Source organism: Saccharospirillaceae bacterium, from assembly GCA_022448365.1.
Classification (GTDB): Bacteria; Pseudomonadota; Gammaproteobacteria; order Pseudomonadales; family Oceanobacteraceae; genus Bacterioplanoides.
On the sequence record JAKVCS010000003.1, the window covers coordinates 437100 to 459579 of the forward strand.

At 48.4% G+C, this 22480-nt stretch carries 16 protein-coding genes; 3 read left to right on the forward strand and 13 right to left on the reverse strand.

Annotated features, from left to right (window positions below; all coding sequences use genetic code 11):
• Positions 1-167 precede the first annotated feature (167 nt).
• The 5 genes from MK185_05700 to ald form a co-directional block, all read right to left on the reverse strand.
• Positions 168-2051: a DUF748 domain-containing protein gene (locus MK185_05700; GenBank protein ID MCH2040108.1), complete on the reverse strand. Its 1884-nt coding sequence runs from the start codon at positions 2049-2051 to the stop codon at positions 168-170.
• Positions 2052-2084: 33 nt separating this feature from the next.
• Positions 2085-4133, reverse strand: coding sequence for an exodeoxyribonuclease V subunit alpha (recD, locus tag MK185_05705; protein MCH2040109.1), 2049 nt, complete (start codon positions 4131-4133; stop codon positions 2085-2087).
• Complete coding sequence (gene recB / locus MK185_05710; protein MCH2040110.1) at positions 4130-7990, reverse strand: exodeoxyribonuclease V subunit beta; 3861 nt, start codon at positions 7988-7990, stop codon at positions 4130-4132. The genes recD and recB overlap by 4 nt, the downstream gene beginning before the upstream one ends.
• Positions 7990-11475, reverse strand: coding sequence for an exodeoxyribonuclease V subunit gamma (recC, locus tag MK185_05715; protein MCH2040111.1), 3486 nt, complete (start codon positions 11473-11475; stop codon positions 7990-7992). Before recC ends, recB begins: the two co-directional genes overlap by 1 nt.
• Positions 11476-11553: 78 nt before the next feature.
• Positions 11554-12669: an alanine dehydrogenase gene (ald, locus tag MK185_05720; GenBank protein ID MCH2040112.1), complete on the reverse strand. Its 1116-nt coding sequence runs from the start codon at positions 12667-12669 to the stop codon at positions 11554-11556.
• A 110-nt stretch (positions 12670-12779) separates the two neighbouring features.
• On the opposite strand from ald, the gene MK185_05725 reads away from it, so the two are divergent.
• Complete coding sequence (locus MK185_05725; GenBank protein MCH2040113.1) at positions 12780-14072, forward strand: hypothetical protein; 1293 nt, start codon at positions 12780-12782, stop codon at positions 14070-14072.
• Positions 14073-14197: 125 nt separating this feature from the next.
• Entirely contained in the window at positions 14198-14659 is a 462-nt protein-coding gene (locus MK185_05730; protein ID MCH2040114.1) for a DUF4281 domain-containing protein, read from the forward strand.
• Positions 14660-14673: 14 nt separating this feature from the next.
• Here the strand turns inward: MK185_05730 and MK185_05735 are convergent, their stop codons facing one another.
• The 5 genes from MK185_05735 to MK185_05755 form a co-directional block, all read right to left on the reverse strand.
• Positions 14674-16272, reverse strand: a complete 1599-nt coding sequence (locus MK185_05735) for a response regulator (GenBank protein ID MCH2040115.1) — start codon at positions 16270-16272, stop codon at positions 14674-14676.
• Between the two features lie 259 nt (positions 16273-16531).
• The gene (locus MK185_05740; GenBank protein MCH2040116.1) at positions 16532-17092 is read right to left on the reverse strand and encodes a chalcone isomerase family protein; all 561 of its coding nucleotides are present in this window, start codon (positions 17090-17092) and stop codon (positions 16532-16534) included.
• 135 nt (positions 17093-17227) lie between these two features.
• Positions 17228-17584 carry a diacylglycerol kinase family protein gene (locus MK185_05745; protein MCH2040117.1) on the reverse strand — a complete coding sequence of 119 codons (357 nt, stop codon included), beginning with the start codon at positions 17582-17584 and terminating at the stop codon, positions 17228-17230.
• Between the two features lie 69 nt (positions 17585-17653).
• Positions 17654-18118: a DMP19 family protein gene (locus MK185_05750; GenBank protein ID MCH2040118.1), complete on the reverse strand. Its 465-nt coding sequence runs from the start codon at positions 18116-18118 to the stop codon at positions 17654-17656.
• A 144-nt stretch (positions 18119-18262) separates the two neighbouring features.
• Positions 18263-19165: an alpha/beta hydrolase gene (locus MK185_05755; GenBank protein MCH2040119.1), complete on the reverse strand. Its 903-nt coding sequence runs from the start codon at positions 19163-19165 to the stop codon at positions 18263-18265.
• Between the two features lie 281 nt (positions 19166-19446).
• Here MK185_05755 and MK185_05760 point away from each other — a divergent pair, with 281 nt between their 5' ends.
• Positions 19447-19650: a hypothetical protein gene (locus MK185_05760; GenBank protein ID MCH2040120.1), complete on the forward strand. Its 204-nt coding sequence runs from the start codon at positions 19447-19449 to the stop codon at positions 19648-19650.
• Between the two features lie 3 nt (positions 19651-19653).
• Here the strand turns inward: MK185_05760 and MK185_05765 are convergent, their stop codons facing one another.
• The 3 genes from MK185_05765 to MK185_05775 form a co-directional block, all read right to left on the reverse strand.
• On the reverse strand, positions 19654-20271 hold the full coding sequence (locus MK185_05765) for a tRNA-(ms[2]io[6]A)-hydroxylase (protein ID MCH2040121.1): 618 nt from the start codon (positions 20269-20271) through the stop codon (positions 19654-19656).
• A 106-nt stretch (positions 20272-20377) separates the two neighbouring features.
• On the reverse strand, positions 20378-21133 hold the full coding sequence (gene xni / locus MK185_05770) for a flap endonuclease Xni (protein ID MCH2040122.1): 756 nt from the start codon (positions 21131-21133) through the stop codon (positions 20378-20380).
• A 73-nt stretch (positions 21134-21206) separates the two neighbouring features.
• On the reverse strand, positions 21207-22475 hold the full coding sequence (locus MK185_05775; protein ID MCH2040123.1) for a glutathione S-transferase family protein: 1269 nt from the start codon (positions 22473-22475) through the stop codon (positions 21207-21209).
• Positions 22476-22480 lie beyond the last annotated feature (5 nt).

Here is a 22480-nt window from a genome sequence, read left to right on the forward strand (position 1 = left end):
TAGTCATAACGGACAACTTATGAAGACTACCGAACTCTGATTCGATTATCGATAAAAGCTTCCAAATGACTGATTGATAAACCTCCGTATATTTTTATAGAAATACACCTATCAACCGATAAATGATTAAATCCCACAGCCAAATAATCGTATCAGCAATCGCTTACTCAGAACCCCATGCTCACAACCGCTTCCTCACCCTTCTGCGGCTGACACGTCGTCACGCGAGGCAGTAATTCCGGATGCTGCTCCTTAAACCAGGCTTTGATATTGCCAGAACGCTTCTGCGCCAGTTGCCGCCAATTCGAAACGTTGTGCAAAACAACTTTAGCCGGTTGCTCCGCCAATGCTTGCACTTCGGCATCACTGGCAAAACCGCAGACATGCAGTTCCAGCGTTTCTTTATCAGTCATCATCTCGGCAACTTTATTCAGATACTGAATCTGATCCTCATTTATCTGAGAAACAAACGGCTGATAAGACAAGTCATCAAGACGGATTGCAAATAAATAATCGCCCGCGTAAGTCGATAGCGAAATCAGGGTACTGTAAGGCTGTAATGCTTGTTTCAGGTAATAAGTCATCGCTTGCTCTAAGGCCAGCATACTGAGCTGGTGCATAAGATCATCCAACCCCACATCCGGATCGTTGATATTGCCTGAGAGCGGCATGCTCAGCTCAATATTGTTGTTGTCGTCGCGCAAGATTGACAACACGGTATCCAGTGGCATTGAGATCTGCTTACCAACACGATCAATCGTCTCTTCATCGACAGGTAAAAATTCGCTGTTTCGCAGCAGGATATCTGCCTGTCCGTCCATCTTGGCATTATGAATCGCCAGATTCACATCCAGCTTCACCACGCCTTTTTGAACGTGGTAACCGGTCGCCTGGGAAACATAGCCATTAAATGGCACCAGATTCAGCTGCTCTACATGCAATTCGATATCCCCTTGCGGCTGATTATTGACCAGCCCCATCTCACCGCTGGCGACGATGCGGTTATATTCGTCCAACGCCAGTTCAATCTGCAACGGCGTTGTCTGTTGCAACTGATTACTATCAACAGCACCGATATCAACACTACGAATCGCCAGGCGCACGCGCGCTGCGGGTGTAACCGAATGATCGGTAAACCGCAAATAGGATACTGAGTTTGCACTTTGTTGCAGACCGGCAATCTGAACAGAGAAGGTTTTAGCTGGGGCTTTTTCCGGAGTATCTGTTGACGGAGGTGCCGGTAATTGTGTTTCTGGTATTGCCTGTGACGCAATCGTTCCTTCAGCATCAGTTCGGGCGCTGCTTGCGGCATGCTCATCAATGAAAACACCACTACTACTGATATTACTCACGCCATCACTGTTCGTTGGCTGTTCTCCGTCAGAGGTTACTGCTGCTGAAGCTATCGGTACTCCCTGAAAAGTGCCATCAGCCAGCTTGGTTAACTGCATCACCAGACCGTTATAACGATGCAGGCCGGTCGCCAGCTGAAATGCCTGCCCATCAAAACGAAGATCGTCAATCTGATATTGATTGAGTTTCAGTAGCGGTTTTTGATCAGCCTCTGTCGTTTCATGATTTATACCCTTGATGAGCAACCCCGACAGCGTTAATCGACTCACCTGTTGACTCTGTTCGGTAACATCCACACCTGTCAGAAATAACTGCTCAAAACCAATCGCCGGTAGGTTGTAGGCTTTCACATTCAGATTACTGACCTGCAACTCTGCCAGAATCTGTTTTTTAAATAAGGCCATCGGTTGCCAGTGCAGCTGTAAGCTACCCAAAGATACCGACTCAAGCTGTTCAATGGTGCCCTGCTGTGGTTGATACAGTTGTAAATCCTTTAATGTCGCCCGACCACGTAACGGCGAAATCTCAACCGACTGCAGCGTAAACACCTGGCCCGGATGCTGGTCAGCAAACCAACGTTCGGCATAAGGTACCGCGATAAGAGGTAAAATGCTGGTCAGCAACACGTAGATCAGCACCAGCAGTAATACTGAGTACAGTACCAGCTTTGTTATCCAGTTCGATTTTGCAAACATCATTTGTAACCTCAGAAAATTGAGATTTAACCTTACTCAACTCCAGAGTTTATCGCGTAAACCACTGGCTCGCTCAACTCTGGACGACAATCCCGCCTGCCAGCTGCGCATACTGGTTAATAAGCGAAAATGGCTCTTTGCCCGGGTAATTCCGGTATAAATCAGCTCGCGGGTAACCACACTTTGCCAGGCAGTTGGCAACACCATAAAGACCTGATCAAACTCCGATCCCTGACTTTTATGCACGGTCATGGCGAACGCTGTTTCATGCTCAGGTAAACGACTAGGTAATAACAAACGCACTTCACCGTTACTGTCCATAAAGGCGGCTTTTAATTCGCGTTCAGAATTTCCGCCGCCAGCTTTTGACGATGGTGTCGATGCCTCTTTCTCTACTTCCACCAGAATACCAATATCGCCATTAAATAACCCAAGATCGTAATCGTTACGACTGATCATCACTGCCCGTCCGGGATACATAGCCCCCGAGTATTGATGTTTTTTATCCAGCTGTGGGCGTAACAACAATTCAATCTGACGATTGACCTCTTCGATACCAAACGGTCCCTGGCGGGTTGCCACCAATACCTGAAATTGAGAAAAAGCCTGGATAATCTGCTTTGCATCACCTTTGGCCACGGTTTTACAATAATTCTGGTAACCCTTTGCGGTGGCGATTTTCCAGAAGTCCGTGGTTTTGAACTTTCTGGTTTTGGAGTTTTTACTATCGATACTGGCATCGTGCCAATGGAGGTCAATATCCTGGAATTTTTCGAACGCCACTAAGGCAGCGTGATAATTGCCCTGATTCACGGCTGCCGCCAACCGACCAATGCCACTATTGGCATGGAACCGATGTGACACCCGCAATTGTGCCACGGCATTCTGGATACCCTGGCCACCATCAATGTGCTCCACATAACCAGAAATATCCTGGCCGGTCAGTTGCTGCATTAATTGCGCAAATTCCTGCGATGGCCCATGTTCGTTACCAGCATCACATAAATCCGCCAACACACTGCCCGCTTCCACTGACGCCAGCTGATCGCGATCGCCCAATAAAATTAACCGGGTGTCCGCTGACAGTGCCGACATCAGGTGATGCATCATGGGTAAATCAATCATCGACGCTTCATCCACCACCACACAATCGTACGGTAACGGATGATCGCGATTGTAACGGTAACCACGCGGCGTCCAGCCTAATAAACGGTGCAGGGTAAAACTGTCGTCGGGAATTAAATCGGCATGGGCTAAACCGGATTCGCCACTTTCACTGTTCTGGCTTTCGCGGATTTTGGCACCGCGAATAGACTCAGTCATCCGTGCGGCAGCTTTACCGGTGGGTGCCGCTAACGCAATATGCATCGACGGATTCAGGCTTAATAACGCACTCAGCAATTTGGTGACTGTGGTGGTTTTACCGGTACCCGGGCCACCGGTAATCACCGCAAACGGCATGGTACAGGCACTGACGGCAGCGATATTCTGCCAGTCGATTACATCGCTGAACGCAGCATCCGGAAATAATTGTTGCAGCGGCTGTTTCAGGCTGGCGATTAATTCTTCCTGACTCATGGCAGGCGTTAACCGCTGGCGGATATGTTGGTACACACCCAGCTCATAAAAATAATAACGCGCCAGATACAGTCGTGGCGTGGTAATACCATTCCCGGGATCAAGCACCAGCGGCTGGTTTTTCCAATTCTGTTCAGAATCACCTGACGAATTACCTGTAACAACAAACACATTGTTACAACCGCTCAGCAGCTCAACCAGCTGTGGAGTATTTAACCACCAAGCGGATAAATCCCGAATAAAACAGCAATCCAGCGGTAAACACACCTGACCTTTTGCCAGCGATGCACTAAGCGCCACACAAACAAAATACAACTGAATGACTTGTTCTTGCTGCTTTGGGTTCTGGGTTACCCGTTCGTAGCTCACCACTTGTTGGGCCAACTGCAGATCAATCTCACGTAATTTGCGCTGGGCAATTAGATCGCGGCATTGTTGCTGAAGTTTTTCCAGCGTGTCTTCTTGGGTTCCGGTCAACACTGAAGCCTCATCCTGATCACTGATCACAAGCATCCTCCGTTGTTGCTATCCGATGACTCAAAGGCAAAAAAACAATCACGCCAGCGTTGCAGCTGTTGCAAATCCACCGCCTGATAAAACACACCGGATTTCTGTGTTGTATCAAATGCAGCTTGCTGATTAGAAAAATCATCTGCATCGTCCGTAAATAAATCCAATGGCTGATGACTTAATGGAGATTGCATAACCGGCAGCTCTGCGTCATGGAATTCGTCGATCATGCCACGCAGGTAAAAATAAAAGACACCACCCAGGTGTTTTTCCGGATCATAATCCGCTAACCGTTGCTGTAATAAGCGATCCAGCGCCAGGGTATAAATCCACGCTTGCAAATCGTAATCGTGATCAGCCATCGACAAAGCTAACTGTTCATGGGAATAGTCTGCCGCCTCATAACCCAGATGATTGGATTTATAGTCAGCGACATAATAACGACCGTTATGAATAAAGATTAAATCGATAAACCCTTTCAGATACCCGTTTAATGCATCAAAGCTTAATTTTTTGCCGTCGATTAATGCGTTAATTTTGGCAGGTGTCAGCATCTGATTACCGTTACCCAGCGGCAGATAAAATTCCATTTCATCCAGGCGCTGCGATTGCGTCAGCTGCGACAGATTAAATTCCTGCTCGTGCGCCAACAACGGCGTATTCACCACCTGAGTTAACCATTGGCCCAATTGCTGTTCATCGCAATCGGATAAACCGTAATATTGCAGCTGATTGCTGCAAATCTCGATTAATGCTTCGCTATCGTTAAAGTCCCAGTGTTCCAGAATACCGTGTAAACAGGTACCCGGGTTCGCGCCCTTCGGGAAGCTTAATGCGTAGTTTTGCGCTTGTTGTACTTCGCCTTCTAAACCGGCTACGTCTACCGCTGCCCGATCCCCGGCAATATCTTGCTGCGCTTCCCAGTCTAATAACTGTAAATCGTCGTCCTGCCAATCCGGCGAATCGGCAACATCGGTCTGAACATGTGGTGCAGAGTGATCACCCGCTAACTGGCTGTAACTGCTTACCCGCCAGCTATCGTATAAATGGCTTGTGAAAATTTTTGCCTGCACTGCCGTTTTGTCACTATCCGTTTGTGCAGAAGTATTTAATTGTTGCTGCCAGATCGGCATCGAACCAACATAACGACTGCTATCAGAAAAGGCATCTTTCATCTGTTGCCAGTCGATGGGCTCACGGCTGGCGGCACTGCCCAGCTGTAACAGATAACCAATGGCACTTTTATATAAGGCCGATTTTTTCGAACGACCATCCACCACATCCATCAGCCAGATATAACAGCCGTATTTTGCACGGGTTAACGCAACGTATAACAGGCGCAGGTATTCGGCTTTAATATCACGAATAGCGAGTTCCTTTTCGTCGCTATCCGGCGCCAGGTTTAAGACCACGCCCGCACTTTCACCAATAACTTCATCAGAATCCGGTTCTTCGTTATAACCGAGATAGTATTGCGCTTCGGTCAGCTGGTGAGGAATAAAGCTGTCATCCCATAAAAACGGCAAAAAGACTAATGGATATTCCAGGCCTTTGGATTTATGGATGGTAACAATCGTCACCAGATTGGCATCGGTTTCCAGTCGTAACTGTGCTTCTTCACCGTTACGTTCCGGATCAAAAATACGTTCGCCGAACCAGCGCACCAGCCCCTGCTGGCCACGCAAACGGCGACTGGCCGACTGCAATAATTCGCCCAGGTGAAGAATATTGGTCAAACAACGCTCTCCCTGGGGCGATTGTTTCAACCGCACCGCCAGAGACATGTCGTCCTGATCAGTTAATCCCAGCGGACTTTCCAACCACAACATCATAGCAGCCATAATACCGCGCTTTTTCCAGTGCCACTGAAAGCTCTGGATTTTCTCCAGTTCCTGCTCCCAACGACTCTCGTTGTTTAACATGGCATCTAATGTTGCCGCATTAAGCCCCTGAGTTTTGGTTGCCAGCGCAGTACGGATTAGACGCTCGTCCGATGGATTTAACAGCGCATTTAACCAGGCTAATAAATCAATGGCCTCCTGACTGTCGAATACGCTGTCACGGGTTAAAAACACGCTGCCTATTTGCTTCTCCGATAGCGCATCACGAATCCAGCCTGCCTGACGACGACTGCGCACCAATACCGCAATATCTTTTGCCTGCACTGGCTGATCGCCGAGTTTGGCCTGTTCACTGCGGATTAACGCGGCAATTTGTTGGGCGCATTGTTCCGCCGCCAGACTATGACCTTCCGCTCGGGACAAACTGTCGTCCGATAACCATAACTGCATCGGCTGTGGTGAATCACCCGCCAGAGTTAAGGCGTTATGATCGTGTTTGCCAGCGGCATTCACTGCAACAAAATCGATATCTTTATCGAACACAAACGGGCTATTATGTTGCTGCCATAGAGAATTTACCGCATCAATGAGTTGGGAATGACTGCGCCAGTTGGTATCCAGGGTGTAACGCTGCTGATCGGATAACGAACGCCTTGCCTGCATGTAAGTAAAAATATCCGCACCCCGAAAGCCATAAATCGCCTGTTTGGGGTCACCAATCATATACAGGCCGTAGGTGTTTGAATTACTGCCAGTCTCACCAGAATCAGTCTTATTTTCGTTCACAACCGCCGGGTAAATACGGTTGAAAATCTCGTATTGCTGCGGGTCAGTATCCTGAAATTCATCAATCATCGCCACCGGATAGCTGGTGCGGATTTGCGCTGCCAGCTGATCGCCTTGCTCACCTTGTAACGCCGTGACTAATAACCGCAATAAATCATCCGGGGTTAACGCAGCCGCCTGCTCTAAGAGATAAAAATAGCGATCGCGAACCTGTTGGTACCAGGCGATATCCAATTGTAAGCCTAACTGCTGGCTTTGCTGACAGTAGTCTTCAATCAGGTCAAATAACGGGTGTTGAGGTGGTTCGCCTTTTTTGGTTTTTTCCTCCAGCTGGCGACGGCTGAATTTTTCCAGCTCGCCAGGCACCGGTAAATAAAACTCACCGGTTAAATAATGACCAGCCTTTTCCAACCAGCGCGGTAAATTCCGACTGCTGTAACTGCGTTTGTCAACGCCAGAGTCAGTAAGCAGTTGTTGCAGGTTATCACTGCCTAACTGTTGCCAGCTTTGTTGAATCGCCTGATATTGCGACTTCAGCGACTGCCATTGCTCTGCAAACTCGGACTCTTGAGGTTGTGGAATAAACTTCAGGTGTGGTCGTGATAACCAGCTGCGGAACTTATGCAATAACGCATCAGGTCCGGCGTACCGATTAAATAAAAAACGTCCCTGATCACTGTCGAGGTGATAACACTGCAACCGCCAGATATCCTCGCAGGCCTGCTGCAGGTAGGTTTCAATGTCTAACACCAGCTCGGCATCAAACATCACCCCGGAATCGAACGCGAATTGTTTTAACATCCGCTGGCAAAAACCATGAATGGTAAAAATCGACGCTTCATCCATTTGTGCCAGGTTGGCCTGCAGCCAGGTGGTAAGCTCCATTAACTGCGAATAATCGTTAACACCTTCAGACTGTACGCCAATATCCGTTAATTGCTGAGCAAACCCCGCATCATTAACAGCGGAATTATTTTGCAGGCGTAAACATTCTTCAAAGCTGTCACGGATGCGATCACGGATACGACCACGTAATTCTTCCGTCGCGGCCCGGGTAAACGTTACCACCAGAATCTGGTCACAACCCAAACGCGGCAATTCGGTATTATGGGCCAGCAATAAGCGGTTATATAGCGCGGTAATGGTAAAGGTTTTACCGGTACCGGCACTGGCTTCAATCAGTGACTGGCCGGTTAACGGAAACTGATTAATATCTAACTTTTGCATCAGTTACTCTCCGCCAGCAGTTCATCGTCACTGAGATGCTGGTGTAGGTCCGCTAGTAATTTATAGTGTTGCTGATACCAGCAGCTAAAGCCGTCGGGCTGACTCAGCTGTTCAACCAATTCAGGCAGGCAACGCTGAATATACACGCTGTGTAGCGGTGAAAATTCACTGTTAATCTGACGCAGCATCAGCTTCTGTTGTTCCTGTTCGATCAGCTCGACATCACCATCCAGCTTATCCGACAGGCTGAGTAGCAGACTTTCCCATAATAAATCCGGAATAAAATCCACTGGCCCTTGCCAGCATTGCCAATACAGGGTTAAACACTGATCTACAATATCCAGTGCCTGTAATTGAGTCGGTGCTTTTAATACCAGTTTACGAATCGTAGATGATTTCTTGTCTTTCCCCTTAACAACGCCGTAAACACTGGCATGGCTGACCAACCCGGGTTGTGCCGCTGCTGCTAATACCAGATCAAGCCAGACATCTAATAAATGCTGGCCTCGAATGCCACCGACCCGATGACGAATGATTTCAGCATTATTTAAGTCACTCACCGGCAAAGCCGCATTGTTCTCCTCGGCCAGGTAGGCCTGCTGTAATTCACCAATAACTCGCGTCTTTGCATCTGGATCACCAATCGATAATTGCAGCGCACAAGCATCTAACGGATAGATACATTCGGCTTTTAACGTTTGTGCTAACGGTGTCATTTCCTGCTGAATATCATCCGCCCATACCGCGCCTAAACGGTTTACTGGCAGTTTTCCTAATGCATGTTGTTGCTCGAGGAAAAACGACTGATCAGCCGGATAATCAACTGCCTGCGACAGCTGTTGCTGTAACCATTGTTGACGCAGCTGAAAGAGTTCCAGACCATCCGGGACAAAGGGTTCTTCGGTTTGGTGGTGTTGCCAATAAATATCGAGATTGGCGCGCAAGCGTCGCTGCACAAAAAACTTGCAGGGATTTAACAATGCCTGTTTTACATCTTGCCAGTTTACTTCTTGCTGATTAATTTCATCTGGGATAGGCAAACTGTTAATGACAAACGCATTCTGAGAATCTTTTTTCTGTTCTGAGTGATTATTCTCGTTTGCAGAATTCGGGGCAGCTGCATTAGCAACATCGGCCCAGATGGTTTGGTAACCGTTATATTTTTCCGGATTAAATGGCTGTAACGGCAGTTGCTGCACCAGATGATTAAAGAGGTGTTCGCGACTGTTTTTATGCGGCTGATCCGCATGATCGCTTAAACAATAACCGTCACAAATATAATCCTGTAATTCGCTCACCAGCACAGATGGCTGTAATTCGCTGTTTTCTCGGGCGTCGCGTCCACGATAGCTGACATAGAGTTTTTGCTGAGCAGAACAGACGGCTTCTAGGAATAAATAACGGTCATCATCCCGGCGCGAACGATCACCACGGCGACTATTGCCCGACACCATCAAATCGAAACCAATCGGCGTAACACGGCGCGGATAATCCTCATCGTTCATACCTAACATACACACCGCTTTAAACGGGATGGAACGCATCGGCATCAGAGTACAGAAGTTAACCGGCCCGGCTAAGAAACGCTGCCAGCCGCCCTGCTGCCCTAACTGCTCAACAAACCAGCTGCGTACCACCTGGGGTGATAACGGTTGATCAAACGCCGCATCCAATAACCCTTCCTGCCAGCGCTCAATGGCATCCCTCACTTTTTGCAGCGAAGCGCTATCGCTAAGCTCGGGTAAATAAAAATCATCGGTCAGTTGCAATAACAACTGCTGCCATTGCTGGATGCTGTGTGGCTGATTCAGTCGCTGTTGCCAGTATTCCAGCTGATCAATCAAGGCTAATAACTTACCTAATAATTCACCGTCGTTGCCTTCCACCGCACTGACCGGAAAATCCTGCTGCCACTGACCGGCATCATCGGGCAACATCAGCCCCAGCATTAATTGTTTTAACCCTTTGCGCCAACTGTTTTGCTCAAACCCCGGCAAGCCTAAAGACTGGCGATGATCGCTGTTGAGACCCCAGCGAATTTCCGCACGCTGCAACCAGTTTTTTAATTGTTCAACATCGTCTTCGGATACATCAAAACGCTGGCGAATGGCGGCAACATCGAGCCAATCCTGCACTTCGGTAATCAATAAACGCGATTCGGCCAAACCCACCAGCTTTAACCAGGAATCAATGACCGGGTTTTCCTGCACCATGGATTGGTCGGCAATCGCCCAGGGAATCCGGGTGTGATCGGCAACGCTGGAAAATACCGCATCGATATAAGGTGCATACTGGTCAATATCCGGCACCATCACCACGATATCGCGTGGCTTTAAATTTTTATCATTCTCGAACCAGCTTAATAACTGATCATGCAGTTGCTGTACTTCTCTTAACGGGCTGTGAGCAGAAACAAACTGAATGCTGTTATCGTCTGCGGCAATGGGTTGTTTAAAATAACTGTGTTCCAACGCTTCAGCGGTAAAGGCGGCTTTTTGCTTATCCTGCAGGGTTAAAATATCGTTTTGCAGTTGTTTTAGCAGTGAAAGTTCTGAAGCGCTTTCCATCTCGACGTAGGCTTCGATATCGCTGATTTCACTATCGTGCACCAGGGTTAAAAACTCTTTTCCGAGTTTGCCCCAGGAAGCTAATAATGGATTACCACGTTCAAAATAACGTTCTGCTGCCGGTTTTTTTTTCAGAATCTGTAACCGGCGTTTATCATCGACGATATCACCCCAGAAGTTTCTACATGGATTCAGTAGAAAAAAGTGCACATCAATTACGGAGGAAATTGCCTGCAATACATCCCAATAACTGCCGGGCAAAGCAGCAATGCCAAACACAAATAAGCGCTTTGGCAGATTATTTAACCGCTCAGGATATTCCCGCACCAAGGATTCCAGCTGTTGCAACAGCGACGCACGATGCTCTAGTGAATGACCCAAGCGTTCGCTGTCCTTTATCAGCTCTCGCCATAAATGCGGTTGCCAGGGGTGGCGATTGACATCGGTATCTGGCACCTGGTCCTGACCCATTTCCCAGTTTAATAACCAGTCCGGGCGATACACCAGATACTGGTCAAATACGTCAGCAATTTTATGCGCCAGCTGATAACACTTAAGACCGGAAGTGTCGTCTTCGAGATAATGGCGAATCGCTTGATAATTCGGGTCATCAATCAACGTTGGCAGTAAGCGCATCAGTTTCCACGACATCGCTTGCTTTTCGAAGTGAGACCGCTCGGGTAATTCCGGCTTTAACTGGTTGAAGATTTTCCAGACAAAACTCGAGGGTAACGGGAAGTCGATTTGTGCTGCGACGCCCAGACCATCAGCCAGTTGCAACTTCAGCCAGTGGGCCATGCCCTGGCTCTGAACCAGAATGGCTTCCTGCTCAAACGGTGGTGGCGGCTGGTCGGCCATAAGCTTAACCAAAATGCCGAGTAAGACATCGAGATCGTTCGAATGATAGAGGTGAAACATGCGTTCCCTGACAGCAGATTTTTCTTCTGCAAGGGTAACAAATCAGGCGCTTAACCGACTATTAAAAGCGGCAAAAAATCATGAAATAGCAACCAACCGATCAACCGCTTCAATATTCTGTGCCTCGCCCACTTCCGCCACGGTTAGCTGGCCCTGCCAGATATTCAGACCCTGCAATAAATGCGGATCATCCAGCATCGCCGCTTTGGCACCTTTATTGGCCAGCGCCAGCACAAACGGCAATGTGGCATTGTTTAATGCCTGGGTTGATGTACGCGCCACCGCGCCGGGCATATTGGCAACACAATAGTGTACGACCCCCTCTTCTACAAAGGTCGGGTCACTGTGAGTCGTGGGATGCGCCGTCTCAACGCACCCCCCCTGATCAATGGCCACATCAACAATCACGGCCCCCTGCTTCATCGACTCAAGGTGTATACGGCGCACCAGCTTAGGTGCTGCCGAACCCGGAATTAATACCGCGCCAATCACCAGATCCGCCTGGGGTAAGCATTCATCGAGTGCTGTGCGGGTAGAATTCAGCGTCTGAATACGATTACCGTACTGCTGATCGAGTTCACGCAGGGTTTGCATTGAGGTATCCAACACCGTTACCCGTGCACCCATACCGACAGCAATCGCCACCGCATTACGACCCACAACTCCACCACCAATCACCAGCACATTGCCTGCGGGGACGCCCGGCGCTCCGGATAACAGAACACCACGGCCCCCGGCTTCCATCTCCAGACTGCGTGCGCCCGCCTGAACCGCTATTCGACCAGCGATTTCCGACATCGGCGCTAATAAAGGCAGTCGCCCTGACGCATCGGTTACGGTTTCATAGGCGATGCAGATCGCTCCGGAATGCATTAGCTTCCGGGTCAGCTGTTGATCTGGGGCAAGATGCAGATAGGTAAATAACGTGTGCTGCTTGTTGAGCAACGGTACTTCCTGAGGCTGGGGTTCTTTCACTTTGATGATCAGATGGCCAAACTCAAACACGTCGGTGGCACTGTTCATTACCATTGCGCCGCTGGCCAGATAATCCTCGTCACGAAATCCGATGGCTTTACCGGCATCGTGTTCGACCGCAACTTCATGACCATGATGCACCAGCTCACGCACACTGTTTGGTGTCAGTCCAACACGATATTCGTGATTTTTGACTTCTTTCGGCACACCGATTCGCATACGCACCTCGACGGGTTACTGAGAGGAATGTTTTTATTCAGCGATGTCTTGAGTTTAGTACAAAAAACGGCGACTCTTACACCGAAATGATATAATTCAAAGGACTGGTTATGACCGCTTTTCCGCTCAGTATTACTTCTCTCACTCGCTCACTCGTTTGCTCGTTTACCTGTTTCCTGACACTCGCACTGATAAGTATCAGCAGCAACGCCGCCCCCAGCAAAGAGGCTATTGATGGTATTTACCAGTTAGGTACACCGGAACGGGGCCAGCAGAAGCTGATGATTCAATACGGTGAACTCAATGGTCGTAAAATACTGGCAGCCGCAGCCTGTAAGGGTTGTCCTCCTGCGGTTTACACCTATCAGGAAGAGCCGTCAAAGACCCTGGGAACTGATATTTTTATGGTGATGGGGCTTTATCTGATTCGCTATGATGACGACAGCTTCGTTGTGGTACAGCCGGATAAAGAACTGGGAAGAGCTGTCTGGACCAGCATCGCTCACGCCAACATCTACTCTAAAAACCCGGAAACGGCGCGCAATACAAACCGCGAAAAAATTACCGCGTTTTCTCTGGCATTGTCGGAGAAGATTATGAATCAGGAAGTTGGCGAACTGAGCCATGCTGCTGGTACCTATCACCTGGCTGCGCCCATGAATCATCTCGGGCGTCCGCAGCGAACCTATGAAATCACTTTTAATTCAGAGGGTAAGAAATCGATTGATATCAAACCATGTGAAAAATGTGGTGTCGACCGCTATGAATTTTTACCGAATGAAAGCTCGATTATCGGTGTTGATGTATACCGACATGCCTCTAGCTATTATCTGTTTGATATCAAAGATGGCGTATTGATTTATACCTTTTCCAATTCCGGTGGTCTTGGACGCGACGATTGGGGTAAGCACAGTAAGTACAATCTGTACTCCAATAACCAGGCATACGTTCGCCAGCTACTGGCAAGCAAGGAAAAACAGAAAAATATTGATACCGCGATGGCTGGTTATTTCAAAGCGATAAAAGAGGAATTTATTCGCCAGGCAGAAGAAAAAGAAAAAGCAGCTACCGAGCAACGTAATTTACCGGCTGAAGGATTGTCTGACCGCGCTCAGAAACAGCAGGCTCTAAAATCTGCCAAACAATGGGCCAGCAACTGGGGCTGGAAAGAAACGCTCAACGATGCATATTTCACCAGCAACGATTGGTCAACACAGCGCCACCCGCTTACCGGTATTGTTACGGGTAAGAGCATTCGGGGTATTGTAACAATGACCCATCCGGATGGCCGCTGCCGCTTCCAGTACACCAGTTTTCGCCAGGATTACGATGGTCAGAAATTCTATAATCTGCACATGACGGGTGTTGGTCCTATTTACGACATTCGCTGCGATAAAATCTGATCACTGTTTCGACAGCAATTCTGTTAACCCGCTCAGGTCAGGCAACTGGCCTGAGCAATATTGCGTTACTACCATGAAGAACGGTTGAGTAACAATTACCCTTTAGCAAAAAGATGCTTGTTGTTATGACGGTTTATTCCCGAATATTCTCCCTCGCCAATCGGATTACTCTGGTCGCCTGGCTTGCTTTACTGGTAAGTCTGTTCGTCGGTAGTTATCGCGACCAGATCCATCAGGTGTTATTTACTTTGGTGATTTTTGGCTTATCTGTATTGTATTTTTATCTGATATTTTTAGGTAAGCGGCATGAACTTGAGGGTGAGCAACCGAAAGGGCACTTTAAAACCCTATCAGGGATGATGTCGTTATTCAAAGCACCAAGAGCCGCACTGGCAGGCTGGATTCACTATCTGGCGTTTGATTTATTGGTCGGTATTTTAATCAGCCAACACGCATTGGAGCACGGCATTAACATCTGGATTTTAATTCCGATTCTGGCATTTACCCTGATGTTTGCCCCAGCAGGCCTGATGTTTTATTTCCTGGTATTCTTTATCGATCAGGGACACTGGTTATTACAGTTGTAGCCGAGTGGGAAACATCAGCCCGCAGTGTTTGCTTTATCAGACAGCAGCTGCGCCAGTGTATCGAACAGCTTGTTGGCATCGATAGGCTTTGCAAGAACCAGGTCCATGCCTGAATCAAAACAGATCTGACGTTCTCCCTCACTTACTCCGGCCGTTAAAGCAATAATCGGTTTTTGAAAACCCAGAGCACGAACTTCGCGAGCCGCACTGAATCCATCTTTAACCGGCATATGGCAGTCCAGAATTAACGCATCACAAACCAGAAACTGATTATCGTCCAGCATTCTCTGGCCATTTTCATAGGCCATTACTTGCACACCGCGTTTCTCCAGCAAACGGGTAATCACTTTACGACTGGTGACATCGTCTTCACACAATACAATATTGGCTGCCACTAAGGTTCGACTATGGTCCGGCCCTGATCTATTGTCTGCTGCGGCAATTAAAGGCAAACGGAGCCAGAAACAACTGCCACACCCTTCGTCACTCTCGACCCCGACTTCACCACTCATTAACTGGGCAAGGCTGCGACACAAACTCAGCCCTAACCCGGTACCACCAAACTCACCCGCAGTTGCCGGGCTTTCCTGCTCGTAAGCATCAAATATCTGGTTAATCCGGTCGGTGCTGATGCCAATGCCATTATCCTTTACCTGAAAATACAGGCAACGATCACCATCGGTGTACGACACCCGAATAGAGACCTCACCTCCTTCTGGCGTGAACTTATAGGCATTACTGAGAAAATTCATCAGGATTTGCTGAATACGCAGGCTATCGCCCGAGACATACAAGTCCGAAGCCTCTGCAACATCAAAATAGAACCGGATATTTTTCCGCTGCATATTGGCTGAAAAAATCGCGCTAACCTTCTCGATCAGTTTTCTGACAGCAAAGGTAGAAATGTCCAGCTCCAGTTTACCAACCTCGATTTTCGACACATCCAGAACGTCATTGATAATGCCCAATAACGCTTCGGTGGTGTAGTCGAGATCTTTAATGAGATGTCGCTGCTCTTCACTCATGTTGGTATCTGACAGCAGCTGTACCGTTCCAAGCAAGCCGCTTAACGGAGTCCGGATTTCATGACTCATATGTGCCAGAAACTGAGTTTTGGCTAAGGATGCCTTATCCGCCTGAGCCACCCGACTGCCAAGATACTCGGCCGTCAGAATATCGCGATAGCCACGCAATGCAGTCGTCAGGGAGAAGAACAAACGATTCTGCGTAACGTCCGCTTTCGGCAAGTAGTCGTTAATGTCGTAGTTCTGGATCACTTCGTGTTCAGGTGCATACCCTGCCTGACCGGTGCGCAGCAAGATTCGGGTGGTATGATTTTTCAGATCATTACGAATGGTTTCGACCAGACGCAAGCCTGCATCATCGGTCTCCATCACGACATCCAGCAGTATCACGGCAATGTCAGGTCGTTGCTTCAGTAGAGTCCTGGCCTCATTAGCACTCCGGGCTTCGATGATTTCAAGGCTTTTTCCCTGAAACCGGAATCGTGACAGTACCAGACGAGTCACTTGTATCACCGATTCGTCATCATCAACCACCAACAGCGGCAATCGATCGGCTAGGAGATCTGGCAATGACTCTGCTGCGTTCATGGTTTCCCTTACTCTTCTGCAGACAACCAAAAAGGCGATCCATTGATGATAGTCGAACTCCCATCACTCGCCTTGGACAAATTAACAAACGGCACGTTAGTTATCGGTTTTCGATAGCCTGTATTGTATCAAAAACTTGGGTGAACTCCTTTAAAGCGATAAACAACCAACGCCCTGATACAACAAACCCCAGCTAAAAGCCGGGGTTTGTCACCAGTCTGAACCTTGATTCAAACCAGAGTGGTCGACGCTGGCTCAATCAGCTGTCGAGCATGTTATCTTTCAAGCGATTCTGAATCGGGTCTTCCGACAACCAGATTCCAAACAGCGCCTGCTTGAATTTCAGTCCTTTTACGTTGGATTTAGACTCACCGTTACGATACACAGTGACACCGGAACCTGGCTCATACACCAGATCAAAAGTATCACCCTCTTCTACCGCGTCCTGAAATGCGGTGATCAGCTCTTCCACTTCGGCTTCGATTGGCGCAACGTTACCGCCAGTCGAACGAACAAAACCGTCGCGGGTGGAATCCGACATACGCTTGGAGTTAATCATACTTGAGACGATCTGCAGACGAATCGCCATTGGTTCATCAGCAGCAATGATTTCCTCGGCATTTCGATTGGTTTTTGGCAAATACAATGACGCCACGTAAATATCCATAAAGAACTTGGTACGAATGCCAACACCGTTCAGCACCAGCTGCTGTTGATCGACAGAAAGTGTTTCGGCCACTTTAACACCAGCAACCTCTTTCGCGGATGCCAGGGGGGATAAACTGAGAACCAGAGCCAGGCTCATGAGAAAACGCATCATGTGAGAATCCTTTATGTTTGTTGTTATCAGTAGAACGTTCGCAGCCGCCTTTATAGTTACCACCCGGTACAAATGCAAGCACTATCTTGCCGATCCGTACAATCAACGTGTGGATCAATACAGCCTGAAAAGCACTTACATCCAGTGGGGTAAAAACACCACAACAGCAACAACCAAAGCTCCGATTGCAGACAGCAACACGGCTCCGGCAGCCACATCTTTGGCTTTACCTATAAGAGGATGATGTTCCGGATGTATTGCATCTGCCAGTGCTTCTAAAGCGGTATTCATACCCTCCAGTGCCAAAACCAACGTGATTGTCAGGATAACAACCAGCCATTCCCAGCGACCCAGCCCAGTGAGGAACCCGGCGATGCCCACCACAACGACAGCCAGCAAGTGAATCTGCGCGTGAGTTTCGGTGCGGAACAGAGTCCATAGACCGTTGAAAGCACAGCCAAAGCTGTTAAGGCGGTTTTTTATCCAGTGCATAAACTCGTCAGTAACACAAAAGGCCCTGGTGCATCGAGCAGCAGGGCCAGACAACAATACAGTCCAAAATCAGCGGAATTCTTTCAGATTTTTCGCGACAAACTTTAGCGTCAGCTCGACCAGATTTTCACCGGCATCATAAAAGCGATCATCGAGTTCAGCGATATCGTCAGCGCGCTCGCTTTCGATATGATCGAACATCTCGATGCGTTCGTCTTCATCAATAGGTACATGACGATTGTCAAAGAAACCGACTAATTTATCGAGTAAGCCGAAGGCCTCTTTGGCCTTAATGGCTTCCAACGCCAGCAACGTGTCATCGGCTTTGGCACCAACATCGTGGTGGATGAACTGCACAAAACCCCCGTTTTCCATTTCGCGAAGCAAATGGTCGATACAAAACACTACTTTTTCAGCAAGGCTGAGCGATTCGTATCCCTGATCCGCTTCTTTGTCATAGATCACATCAGTAATCTGAAGAAATGAATCAGTTTCATCAGCGACATCCAGCGCCGCCTGAATCTCCATGTTCATAAGGTCTTACTCGTTTCTCTCTTGAATAAAAAGGTAAATCCACCATAGCTTACACCCCTTTGTTTGACAAAGGTTTTACAAGCTTTATCTGAGATAGGCTCAATTGGCGTATTTACCCAATATCAGAGGAACCAACTAGCTGCGTCAATCAAGCTTCAACAGTTCCAGTATTTTTTCGGCAGTTTGCTGCGGTTGCTCCATCGGGAAACAATGGCTGTTACCAAACATCTGCCAACGGATATTACTGTTTACCCGCGCTGCGCGGCGCGCAGACCGCTGAATAAACCCGTAACTGTCATTTGCAACCAGAATATCAACCGGTATTTTAATCTGGCGAACGGCGTGCCAGAGACCTCGTGGATAAGACCCGAAAATAGCGCCTTCCCAACGCGGATTGCAGCTCAGGGTACACTCACCATCGCGACACTGACTACCGTCTTCAACAAATGCCTTCAGAACATCTTCTCGCCAGTTACGATAAAGGCCCTTTTCTTTTAACTCATTAAACATGGCTTCCTGATCAGGCCAGGATTGCCGACGATTGGTTACCGAGCGCACCAATGCACTGCGCTTCCAGATACCAGTTGTGCGTGATATCTGCTGCGCTAATACAATTTCTGGTGAAAACAGCACCGGATCGAGAAGAATGATCCGACTGAATAATTTTGGATCGCGGGCCGCTGCCAACAATGTCATCACGCCTCCCATGGAGTGGCCAATGCCCACTACCGGCTTTCCGGCCGGATTATTTTGACGTAACGCATCCGCGACTGCGGCGGCCATTGCCTGCCAGTCTGGCATACGATGTTTGGGCTGTTCGGACCCTCCATGTCCGGGCAAATCTGTTAACCAAAGCTGAGTTCCTGTTGGCATCTGCTCAGCAACCGCAGCCAGAGTAGTGGCACAAAATCCATTGCCATGCAGAAAATGAAGTTGCGGCATATCACCGCACTGACCGGGCCGCTCATATCCCGTTAAACGCTGAATATGATGACCGCTTTTTACCGGGAAAGACCATGGTTTCAGGGAGTCACGAATAAACGTCATTACTGCTCTCTTAGATCGATACAATTTCGTTCACGGACACAGGATCCGAAACTGGCACGCAATGTTACATCAGTCGATCCGATAAATAATAGCTGAAAACACACAGGCCCAATCAAAGGTCAATCATTCGTTAAAAACGGCAACACCCACTTAAACACGTTCTTTGTCAGCAATGCCCAAACAACTCAACCAAATGGCTCAAAAAATATACAACTAAAGGATTGCAGCCGCAGTGTTTTGCTCTATTCTGGGGAAGACAACAAGAAGGGAGAGAACTGACAATGACGTCTGCCGCAGTATTATCCGCATTAGAATCCAATCGACGTTACACCGACTTTAAAGATGCTAAATCCCGTCTGGGGCAAGCCCAACGAGATCTTGAGGCGAGAGTAATCGACGATCAGGAATACCACCAAATCGCCGAAGATTGTCTCAAAATTATTCGTTCCAGTGAGAACCACCAGCACGACGCCAGCACAGCCTAAAGCTCAGGCTGCCGTGGGAATACCACTGTGAAAGCGAAACTCTTCATCAGGGGTTTCGATTAAGCCTCGTTCCAGTTCCCGGAACATTTGAACTCGTTCATCAATCGGTTCACTGGAATACTGAGCGGCCAGTGCAAGATAGTCCTGATAATGACGACCTTCCGAGCGTAGCAATGAACGATAAAACTTCTCCAGCTTGGCATCCAGAAACGGTGCCAGCTTGGCGAATCGTTCACACGAGCGGGCTTCAATAAAAGCACCCACAATCAGTACATCGATGAGTTCCTCAGTACCACCTTTGCGCACAGCATCACGCATACCAGAAGCGTATCGGGACGATGAAACGTGGCGGTACTGGATGCCACGCTCCTTCATAATGTTGACTACCTGCTCAAAATGCAGCAGCTCTTCGCGCGCCAGCTGGCTCATTTTCTTCAGCAGATCTTCACGCTCAATATGCTTGTAAAGCAGATTCATTGCTGTGCTCGCGGCCTTCTTTTCACAGTTCGCATGATCAATCAGCAGTATTTCCTGTTCCTGCAGCGCACGCTCCACCCAGCTGTGCGGGGTTTCGCAACCAAGAAAATCATTAATTTCGGCAAGAACTGCTTCGATGCTCATAATCAGACTCAGTGATGAAGAAAAACGCTGCGGATTTTAAGGAAAAGGCCAACCGATAACAATGACGAGTATCAAGGCTGATGTCCGGGGTACACACTTTGCGGCTTCACCAGCGCAGATCACTGAGATTAATCCCCAAAGGTACATCGAGCCGAAGACTCGCCAGGATGCGGGTGAGAATAGCATCCCGCCAGTGCTGCTCGAGTCGCGTCTGTTGTTTGGTATCCAACTGATCAAGGCAGGCCAACAAGTGATCAAGTGACCCAAACTGATCCAACAGATGGCCCGCTGTTTTCGGACCAATGCCGGTAACACCCGGCAGGTGATTAGTACTGTCTCCGGTTAATGCCCAATAATCCACGAGTTGCCGTGGCTGAAGGGCGAATTTCTGCTCGACCATCTGCTCATCGTAAGTAAAACGATCAAAATGGTTGCGAACCTGGATACGGCTATTAACCAACTGACAGAATCCCTTATCGGTCGATAAGATCATCACTTCCAATCCGGCAAAGGCTGCTTTGTTGGCCAGAGTTGCAATGACATCGTCCGCTTCCCAACCCGCCATATCGATGCATCTCAGGCCATTTTTTTGAAAATACTGAGTCAGCTGTTCCAGCTGATGGTGCAACGCCTCCGGCATTGGTGGACGGTTCAGTTTATAGTCTGGATACAGTTGATGACGCCAGGTCTGGCATTTTTGTTCAAACACCATCGCTACGTGACTGGCGTGAAACTGTTCTGCATTACGTGCAATGGCACTCAAACAACGGCTTTGGGTTGCTTCAATCTGTAACTCGCCCGGAGGAGCAGCAGCGTAGATCCGACGAATCAGATTCATCGCATCAACAATTAATAAACGCACATGTAAGACCTCAAAGATGAACTGGCCAGCCTGTTACGGCACCGCAGCTGATAACGCCTAAATAACGGCAATTTTAAACCAGTTCGCCACTGGCCTGAATCGCATGGGCGGGCATTAATCCGCTGGTATTGAGTTTTTCGGATAACCAATCTTGATCCTTGCTGCTGAGGTTGTGAAACTGACGTTTAAGCCGTTGCCAGGTTTGTACCTGAAAACTCTTAGCCACTGATTTGAATGGCGTACCATCAATCTCACCAGCGTAAATAGCCTCCCCTTTCCAGAAAGCACCTTCATTAAACAACGTCTGCCCCTGTAATTTGTAATTCAGATAAGCTGCCTCATTTTGTTGCATGAGTGGCAGATAGACGCGGCTGATTTCTGCGAGTAACGGCTGTAAATCATCAAACCAACGGGCCGGGGCATCGGAAATCGCCTGGGAAAAATCGAGTGCCGCCATGCGCAACAACCACGCATACGTATTCGGCGCATGGGATTCAATCCATCGCGCGGCCTCTGGGTCCGGTAAATTCATTCCCAACTGTCCGTAGATACTGGCGTCCGCGAGTGAATAGCAGTCACCAAACAGGTAAGCACGATGACTGAAAATCGTTTCTAACGCCTGTAACACCCGCAAAAAAGAAGCCTCCAACAACGCATGCGTTGCCGGGAAGTCTTTGTGCGCCGGAGGCTGACGTTCATCAGGACACCCCGCAATACGATAAGCATTCGGAGCAACACTAAAAAGATATGGCAAGCGTCGAATCTGGCGGGCACTGAAGAAACGTGCAACAAGAATTTGCAATGGCCCCACAATCGAACGCAGCTCACGACCCAGACGCTGACCCGCATCATTTTCTATCGCAGCAACCTTCCAACGATTGTGATGTACCAGATACAACCCCCAATCATCAAAAAATTCTTCGATGAGGCTTTGTAACCAGTTTAATGCGGCGTGATGTCTGGCGGGGAATACCGACCGCTTAATCGCCAACTGAGTTTGCTGACGTTCAAACCAATCGGCAATGGCGGTTGAGTCGAATAGCGCTTCACCCGCCGGGCCAAAAACATACGGCACCAGCGGGTATTCGTCTTTATCGTCTATGCTAGGCCAGGTCAGTGGTTTAATTCCTGCCACCAGCGCCATTTTATTAATCTGCCCACGAATATTATCGAAGGTATTCCCCTGCTCGTATAACAGGCGAAAAGGCACCCCCATATACTGCAGATAATTAACCACCTTTAACGTAAAAGGCGATAACTCCGAGCCAAGAACCGTCCATAGCTTCTGTTTTTCAGCACGGGTTAAACTCTGAACATCCGGCAAGCGATAGTGAGACGACATGAGCA

Coding starts and splice junctions, on each gene's coding strand:
- MK185_05700 (MCH2040108.1), bottom strand. CDS start 2,051: ATGATGTTTGCAAAATCGAACTGGATAACAAAGCTGGTACTGTACTCA.
- recB (MCH2040110.1), bottom strand. CDS start 7,990: ATGCAAAAGTTAGATATTAATCAGTTTCCGTTAACCGGCCAGTCACTG.
- recC (MCH2040111.1), bottom strand. CDS start 11,475: ATGTTTCACCTCTATCATTCGAACGATCTCGATGTCTTACTCGGCATT.
- ald (MCH2040112.1), bottom strand. CDS start 12,669: ATGCGAATCGGTGTGCCGAAAGAAGTCAAAAATCACGAATATCGTGTT.
- MK185_05725 (MCH2040113.1), top strand. CDS start 12,780: ATGACCGCTTTTCCGCTCAGTATTACTTCTCTCACTCGCTCACTCGTT.
- MK185_05730 (MCH2040114.1), top strand. CDS start 14,198: ATGACGGTTTATTCCCGAATATTCTCCCTCGCCAATCGGATTACTCTG.
- MK185_05735 (MCH2040115.1), bottom strand. CDS start 16,272: ATGAACGCAGCAGAGTCATTGCCAGATCTCCTAGCCGATCGATTGCCG.
- MK185_05740 (MCH2040116.1), bottom strand. CDS start 17,092: ATGATGCGTTTTCTCATGAGCCTGGCTCTGGTTCTCAGTTTATCCCCC.
- MK185_05745 (MCH2040117.1), bottom strand. CDS start 17,584: ATGCACTGGATAAAAAACCGCCTTAACAGCTTTGGCTGTGCTTTCAAC.
- MK185_05750 (MCH2040118.1), bottom strand. CDS start 18,118: ATGAACATGGAGATTCAGGCGGCGCTGGATGTCGCTGATGAAACTGAT.
- MK185_05755 (MCH2040119.1), bottom strand. CDS start 19,165: ATGACGTTTATTCGTGACTCCCTGAAACCATGGTCTTTCCCGGTAAAA.
- MK185_05760 (MCH2040120.1), top strand. CDS start 19,447: ATGACGTCTGCCGCAGTATTATCCGCATTAGAATCCAATCGACGTTAC.
- MK185_05765 (MCH2040121.1), bottom strand. CDS start 20,271: ATGAGCATCGAAGCAGTTCTTGCCGAAATTAATGATTTTCTTGGTTGC.
- MK185_05775 (MCH2040123.1), bottom strand. CDS start 22,475: ATGTCGTCTCACTATCGCTTGCCGGATGTTCAGAGTTTAACCCGTGCT.